General features: G+C 40.2%; 8 protein-coding genes and 1 pseudogene. 3 read left to right on the plus strand and 6 right to left on the minus strand.

Annotated elements, in window-relative coordinates; translation table 11 throughout:
- The first annotated feature begins 132 nt into the window (after positions 1-132).
- Positions 133-774, plus strand: a complete 642-nt coding sequence (locus BGL89_RS03080; protein ID WP_286824388.1) for a COP23 domain-containing protein — start codon at positions 133-135, stop codon at positions 772-774.
- Positions 771-2024 (plus strand): trypsin-like peptidase domain-containing protein, encoded by a 1254-nt coding sequence (locus BGL89_RS03085; RefSeq protein ID WP_286824389.1) that lies wholly within the window; start codon positions 771-773, stop codon positions 2022-2024. Before BGL89_RS03080 ends, BGL89_RS03085 begins: the two co-directional genes overlap by 4 nt.
- 231 nt (positions 2025-2255) lie before the next feature.
- Here BGL89_RS03085 and BGL89_RS03090 read toward each other — a convergent pair whose 3' ends face one another.
- The 4 genes from BGL89_RS03090 to BGL89_RS03105 all read right to left on the minus strand — a co-directional run bounded on the left by BGL89_RS03090 (position 2256) and on the right by BGL89_RS03105 (position 4333).
- Entirely contained in the window at positions 2256-2774 is a 519-nt protein-coding gene (locus BGL89_RS03090) for a hypothetical protein (RefSeq protein WP_286824390.1), read from the minus strand.
- A gap of 112 nt (positions 2775-2886) precedes the next feature.
- Positions 2887-3096 carry an antitoxin gene (locus BGL89_RS03095; RefSeq protein WP_286824391.1) on the minus strand — a complete coding sequence of 70 codons (210 nt, stop codon included), beginning with the start codon at positions 3094-3096 and terminating at the stop codon, positions 2887-2889.
- 12 nt (positions 3097-3108) lie between these two features.
- Positions 3109-3411, minus strand: coding sequence for a HigA family addiction module antitoxin (locus BGL89_RS03100; protein ID WP_286824392.1), 303 nt, complete (start codon positions 3409-3411; stop codon positions 3109-3111).
- A gap of 82 nt (positions 3412-3493) precedes the next feature.
- Positions 3494-4333, minus strand: coding sequence for a hypothetical protein (locus tag BGL89_RS03105; RefSeq protein WP_286824393.1), 840 nt, complete (start codon positions 4331-4333; stop codon positions 3494-3496).
- 425 nt (positions 4334-4758) lie between these two features.
- On the opposite strand from BGL89_RS03105, the gene infC reads away from it, so the two are divergent.
- Entirely contained in the window at positions 4759-5289 is a 531-nt protein-coding gene (gene infC, locus BGL89_RS03110; protein ID WP_002757952.1) for a translation initiation factor IF-3, read from the plus strand.
- Between the two features lie 85 nt (positions 5290-5374).
- Here the strand turns inward: infC and BGL89_RS03115 are convergent.
- A pseudogene (locus BGL89_RS03115) lies at positions 5375-5566 on the minus strand (hypothetical protein); the annotation flags it as partial.
- Positions 5567-5606: 40 nt separating this feature from the next.
- Positions 5607-6230 carry a hypothetical protein gene (locus BGL89_RS03120; protein WP_286824394.1) on the minus strand — a complete coding sequence of 208 codons (624 nt, stop codon included), beginning with the start codon at positions 6228-6230 and terminating at the stop codon, positions 5607-5609.
- Positions 6231-6340: the final 110 nt, after the last annotated feature.

Here is a 6340-nt window from a genome sequence, read left to right on the forward strand (position 1 = left end):
TTCGGTGAAGCGTCAACCCCATTCAGCGACCACCCTAAAAAAGTGGCGTGGTGAGGAATCGCCGTCCGTTTTACGGCGGCGAGGATGTCAAGATACAATCGCGGCATATACTTCTCGCTTGCGACAACCGCGATGAATGTTTTCTGGCGCTATTTCCCCTTGGCATTTGTTGTTATGCTTTCTAATGGTTTCACCCCACACGCGATGAATGTTTTCTGGCGCTATTTCTCCTTGGCATTTGTTGTTATGCTTTCTAATTGTTTCACCCCACAACAAGGGCGAACGGAATCGCCTAAAATTACCTGTAAAACAGAAAGCTATCCCTCCACAAAGCAAAAAGTTCCCACGACAATGATCCAGAACGGAACGGGAAATTTAGTACCATTTATTTATTGGGTGGATGAAGTTGCCGGGGAAAAGCCACTAGAGCGGTGTAAGGAAGTTTCTGAGATCATTCAAGCAAGACTTGACGATAAAACCTGGAGTCGTTCTTTTTTACGGACGGGAAAATCGAGGGATAATTATCCGATCATTTGTTTTGTCAAGGAACCCAAAGATAAAGCTTGCGATACCGAAAGAGAACTTATCGTCAAATTAAAGCGGGGGGAGAACGCGGAGAGAGTTTTAGATAAAATGTTAGCCCTTCGCCATCGGACGGATTTAAAATTAACGGGCGAGTTTCGATTTTATTATGGGGAGACTCACCGAGAGGTTTATATTCATGTCAAGAAGTTTCTCGAAGAAGTGGAGCGATCGAGGACTGAAAGACAATGATAAAAAGATGGTTCGCTTGGTTGGGTATTGTCTCGATATTGATACCTTTTCCTGTAGCGATCGCTCAGTTTGACCAATTACAATTAAAGGAGATTACCGTCAGAATTGATGTAGAAGGAAGCTATAAAGAGGATGGAGGTTCTGGGGTAATCGTTCGCCAGCAAGGACAATTCTACACGATTCTAACAGCATATCATGTGGTGCAAGAAAAGAGAAACTATAAAGTTTTAATTTTTAATCCTTCTAATCGGCAAATAATCGGTAGCCACATCATTAATGAGAAAAATATTAAGCAAATTGACGATTATGATCTAGCGGAGATTACCATACAAAGTTCTGCTAAATATCGAACGGCGAATATAGGAGATAGCCAGCAATTACAACCCACCGATGATCTAACCGTTTCTGGCTATCCGCTTCCTTCCTATCTGATTACAGAAAGGCTATCTACTTCCACCCTTAGACTGGGTAAATTTACTGATAGATTACCTCCTGATGCGCTACTAAAAAGACAAAAGGGGGCGACGCTGAAGATAGATGTAGTAACGGAAGTCGGAATGAGTGGCGGCGCGGTTGTTAATAAAAATGGTGAATTAGTCGGAATATTAGTCGAAGCAGATAAAGACGCTTCTGGGAATAAATCTTCACCTTTAGCGATTCCTATTGATTTATATCCTCAGTGGCAAGCGATTCGGAATTCTCAAAGATTATCTCCCCTTCTTCCCTCTCCCAATCAAACTTTGGAGCAATTACTAGCAGCTAAGAAATGGGGACAAGCGAATGATAAAACTTGGGAGATTTTATTAAAAGAAGGTGATGTGGATAAATCAGACGATTTAGATAGCAATGAATTGCTATCTTTAAACTGTAAAACTCTAGCAGATCTAGATCTAGCGTGGCGTAAAGCATCTAATGGAAGATATGGATTTCGGTTACAAAGAAGCATTTATAATAAGTATCATTATACTTTGCCGCCTAGAGAGTCTCGGCTTTATCTTTATACAGAATTCGCTAAAGAGCTAGGTTGGTTTAACGATATTCAACAAGTATCAACTCTCTCAATTTCAAGTTTATACAATCAAAAGAATCCCAATCTCGGCTTTTACCCAATTTGGTTTGTTTACCGAGGACAATTAGGACAGTATCCTTTTGGTTTACCTTCCGATGATAATCTATTGCGCGATCCTGGTTCAATTTGGGAAAGTAGGGGAACGATCTTGAGCGATATGTTAAAACGATGTTCGATATAATTTTTATCGCGGAAACCAGATACAAAACGGCTCTACCAAACCTGTCATGTAAAACTATCAACAACTTGTGCTTGTAAAGCTTGTATACTAAGGCTTTGAGTTTTTGTTAGATTGATATTTATCAACTTTAGAGCATTGCTGGGCAGAGAGGGAGCTTGAGTAATTTTCTACAGTGTAAGTTCGGAAGAACCTACAAAACCAATCAAAAACGGTAGATATAACTGAACAAACTTATCCAGAAATTTTGACATTCGGAAATCTTAGAAAACTAATGTGAGTATGTAATTCAAAAGTGTCAAATTCACGGATTTGAGAAGGAATATTATTAAACGTTAATGTTACCTTGACTGGAGCTCCCTGCGGAAACCTTGAGCTAATACTCCCTTCTTGTTTGCGATTACCAATTTGAATTTGACTACAAAGGTAAAGATTTCCAAATGCGTCATACAATTTAGTGACATCCTGCGACTGACATAATATAGTGATATTGGTATCTTCTTTACTTCTAATAACCACCGAACATTTTACAGAGGAGCCGGAACGAGTGCAACTTTGTAAGACTCCTGAAAAATACTTATTTTCGCTGAAAATAGGTTGTTGTGCCAGTAGTTGTGTGTCCCTACGGCTATTGATTCCGTCGTTGACTTGGCTTTCCCTTACCCCTGTCATTCTCTGAGATGCCGACACGCTAACCCCCGAAACCAATAAAGCCAAAGCGAGTAAACCAAAAGCCGATGTTCTGTAAACCATATCAGGTGACTCCTCACACAATAAAGAAAACCGAATGATGCTATTATAGCCGAGATCGTAGCACGGATAGGTACTTAACCCCTAACTCCAAGGCTTTAAGGAACTTAAGGCGTTAATCAAAAGATAACTCTCTTTGATTGGTCATACAATCTTGAAGATATAAATCTATTAACTCTTGATAGGAAATGCCCTTTTGCTTGGCTTTCTTCTCAAAATACTCAATTACTTCAATTCCTAAAGTCAGGGTGACTTGTTTCTTTAATTGTTGAGAAAAAGGATTAGGACGACTTTTCATGTTAGCAAGGTCATATTCACGTTTCATCAGGATTATCCTCTATAAAGAAAAAACAGGTTGATAGGGAATGATTTCTTCTAGCCTATTGCCTAGATTTTCTCTGGCTACATCCAATTCATAAGCCTTTTGTAAATTCATCCACAGTTCAGCACCAGTATTAAAGAAACGTCCTAATTTTAAAGCAATATCTCCCTTGAGATTCGCGTTTCCCTGTACGATGTGATAGAGAGTTTCTTCCGAAACATAAATTTTTTGGGCAAGCTGAGAGATAGTAAGATCAATTTCTTCTAATTCATCCGCGAGAATTTCAACGGGGTGAATGGAGCTTTTCCAATTATTCATCATCAACCTCCCTTAATAATCATCAACAATTTCAACATGACAGGATTTCTGTGTCTTGACAGCGAAAACTTTTAATCATAGACTATTTCGCTTCTTTAACTGAATCTAACTCCAAAGAATTGATTATATCTTTCGCTTCCTTTTCATACTTATTAAAGTCTTGGGTACTGGCTTCATAACGAATCTTATATTGTTTTTTTCTGTATAAAAAACCAATATCTCTTCGTTTAATATTGTCTGCCTCATAAACTAATTCGTAGTTATCTGAATTACCCTTGAATTGAAATTCTTTATTCCCTGTAAAATAAGTATTTTTCTTGCTATTTATTGATGATTGTGCTTTTTGTTTTTCTTTCTGGTAAAATTTTTGCAAAGTAATATCGTTTTCATAAAGTTCTTCGATAATCAAGCGTATTTTAGGAGAATTGCTTTCATTGCTGAGAAAAGTTCTGGGAATGATGGTAGCGTCAGGAACATCAGGAATTGCGACAGATTGACATCCAAGTTGTTGCCAATTCTGCGGGATTTGAACAGTGATCCCCTCGCAAGAGAAGGAAACAGGTTTTGGGAATAACATAGTTAGCCAAAGTTGAACCTTATCGGGATTAGTGATAAAAGTAACTATAACCGAACCCGATGCAGTCACGAACGCTAACGCTATCAGTAAACTTTTTTGCCCGAATTTCATTAGCCATGAAGGGATCGTGTTTTTTTTCTCTGATTCGGTAGAATTTACAGAGGGTTGTTCGGATTGATGACTTTTGTTCTGATTGTTTGTCCAGAAAGGTAATAGTTGACCGATCCTTGTAATGATCGATTGTTTTGATTTTGTCTCTGGTTTGGTAGAATTTACAGAGGGCTGTTCGGATGGATGACTTTTTTTCTGATTGTTTTTCCTAGAAAGGGGTAGTTTAGGGATCATTGGTTGACGATGGTTGTTGATGGCATACAGCAGTTACTTTATTCCTCTGGTACAGCCAATTCCTTATTGGATAAACCTTTCAGGGTGGAGAATTTACCAGAACAAACATGAATCCGCCGTAACGATATTATAACTACCGATCAATTCCTGAGAGATTTTGTCGGGTGCGTTCCCTGCCGCAACGAGGGGGAACGCACCTTACCGATCGATTCCTGAGAGTATGGTAGCTTAGGTCTGACAAAGCCCATAGACAACAGCTTATCTGGCTGACGGCCGGCGGCTGACGACCGGCGGCTAAAAATTAACATTGCAAGAAAACTTAACAATTGGCCAAGAAACTCGATCGAGTAGGTAGAATAACAAGTAAATCATTTTGTAAACTCCAACCGATTAACTAACTAGAATAGAGATAACCCAGAACGCCTGTGATAGATAAAAGACGCACTACTCGCGATCTCCCCCAAATTAACGAAAGAATCCGCTTTCCCGAAATCCGCGTTATCGATAGCGACGGCTCTCAACTAGGAATTATTACTCCTGCCGAAGCTTTGCGCGTGGCCGAAGAAAAGGAACTTGATCTCGTCCTCGTCAGTGAAACGGCAAATCCTCCCGTTTGCCGGATTATGGACTATGGCAAGTACAAGTTTGAACAGGAGAAAAAAGCCCGTGAGGCCAAGAAAAAACAGCATACAGCCGATATAAAAGAAGTTAAAATGCGCTATAAAATCGATGAGCATGACTACAACGTGCGAGTCAACCAAGCGCAACGTTTTTTAAAAGCGGGAGATAAGGTAAAAGCGACGATTACCTTCCGAGGCCGGGAAATTCAACACTCTAACCTAGCGGAAGAATTACTGGCGCGCATGGCCAAAGATTTACAGGATGTGGCTGAGGTACAGCAAGCGCCAAAAAAAGAAGGTCGTAACATGATGATGATGTTATCGCCGAAAAAATAACTAACTAATCCGGAAAAAGGGGCTAAGACCCCTTTTTTGTTTTTCGGAAATCCTGAAGGGAAACCGATAATCTAAAACAAATGTATTATCCAGATTTTGACTCGGTTCGCCGAATCGCCACCACTGCTGGCCGGGGAGGTTGATTAACTTGACCACTGGGCCAATTCGACCCTAGGGGTACTTGCTGCCCATTAGTGGTTTTCAGGGCAAATTTACGGTTTTCAAAGGCCAAATCCCGACGAATTCCCCCCGCTTCTCCCGGATGTTGCACAGCGAGAATACAGAGGAAAATCATCAAGCTTTGCTAAAATCCGATACTATGGAGTAGTGGGGAGATTCCTGATATATTCCTCAACTCGATCATCGGGATGGCTGATCCCTAGGTTGAATACCGTGTAAAATAAATTTTGGATCGATCTCCATATGTTTAAAGCTTGTTCCCTGATAGATGGATGGGTCGAGAGCCTAATCAACGGCAAATTCCCTACCATTCGATGATCTTGATTGTGAGGATGAGGACTAAATAGAACCCGATAATCCTCGGCGATAATTTCCTTATCGCATCTCATCCAATCTTCATAAGAAGCTCTACTCTGTTCGGGAGTATAAACGCAATGCTCTTCGCTTAAACCTCGTATTTTGTAATAGGTTCGGGGTAATCGTTCTTTATAAATTCGTAAGTTGTGATGAACAGCGAGATAGGATAGAGTCCAGTGATGTCCGTATTCGTGGGCCAAGGTTCGTTGTAATTGCTCGATCGTACCTAAAACGAGAGAGTTAAGGCGAATTCTCGCTTTAAATGTCTGTCCATCATATCGTCCGTACCAATCACCATTGGTATTTAGTCCCAAATCCCTAATTTCTATTACATCCAACCACGCTAATTCGATTGGTGACGAAAGACGAAGTTCCTGCTCGACAAAATCCGATAGTGATTCCAATTCGTCTAGAGTATATTGGTTACCGAAATTTTGGGTTAAAGCCCCGTCCTTTTAGGACGGCTTTTTAAACTATAGCTTGTTAACTTAACTTTTATTGTGCTATACTGATT

It is taken from the genome of Microcystis sp. LSC13-02 (assembly GCA_002282935.1).
In the GTDB taxonomy this organism is placed as follows: domain Bacteria; phylum Cyanobacteriota; class Cyanobacteriia; order Cyanobacteriales; family Microcystaceae; genus Microcystis.

What these genes read in the sequence shown, in the direction of transcription:
- BGL89_RS03080 (WP_286824388.1), top strand. Translation starts at nt 133, where the DNA reads ATGAATGTTTTCTGGCGCTATTTCCCCTTGGCATTTGTTGTTATGCTT.
- BGL89_RS03085 (WP_286824389.1), top strand. Translation starts at nt 771, where the DNA reads ATGATAAAAAGATGGTTCGCTTGGTTGGGTATTGTCTCGATATTGATA.
- BGL89_RS03090 (WP_286824390.1), bottom strand. Translation starts at nt 2,774, where the DNA reads ATGGTTTACAGAACATCGGCTTTTGGTTTACTCGCTTTGGCTTTATTG.
- BGL89_RS03095 (WP_286824391.1), bottom strand. Translation starts at nt 3,096, where the DNA reads ATGAAACGTGAATATGACCTTGCTAACATGAAAAGTCGTCCTAATCCT.
- BGL89_RS03100 (WP_286824392.1), bottom strand. Translation starts at nt 3,411, where the DNA reads ATGAATAATTGGAAAAGCTCCATTCACCCCGTTGAAATTCTCGCGGAT.
- BGL89_RS03105 (WP_286824393.1), bottom strand. Translation starts at nt 4,333, where the DNA reads ATGATCCCTAAACTACCCCTTTCTAGGAAAAACAATCAGAAAAAAAGT.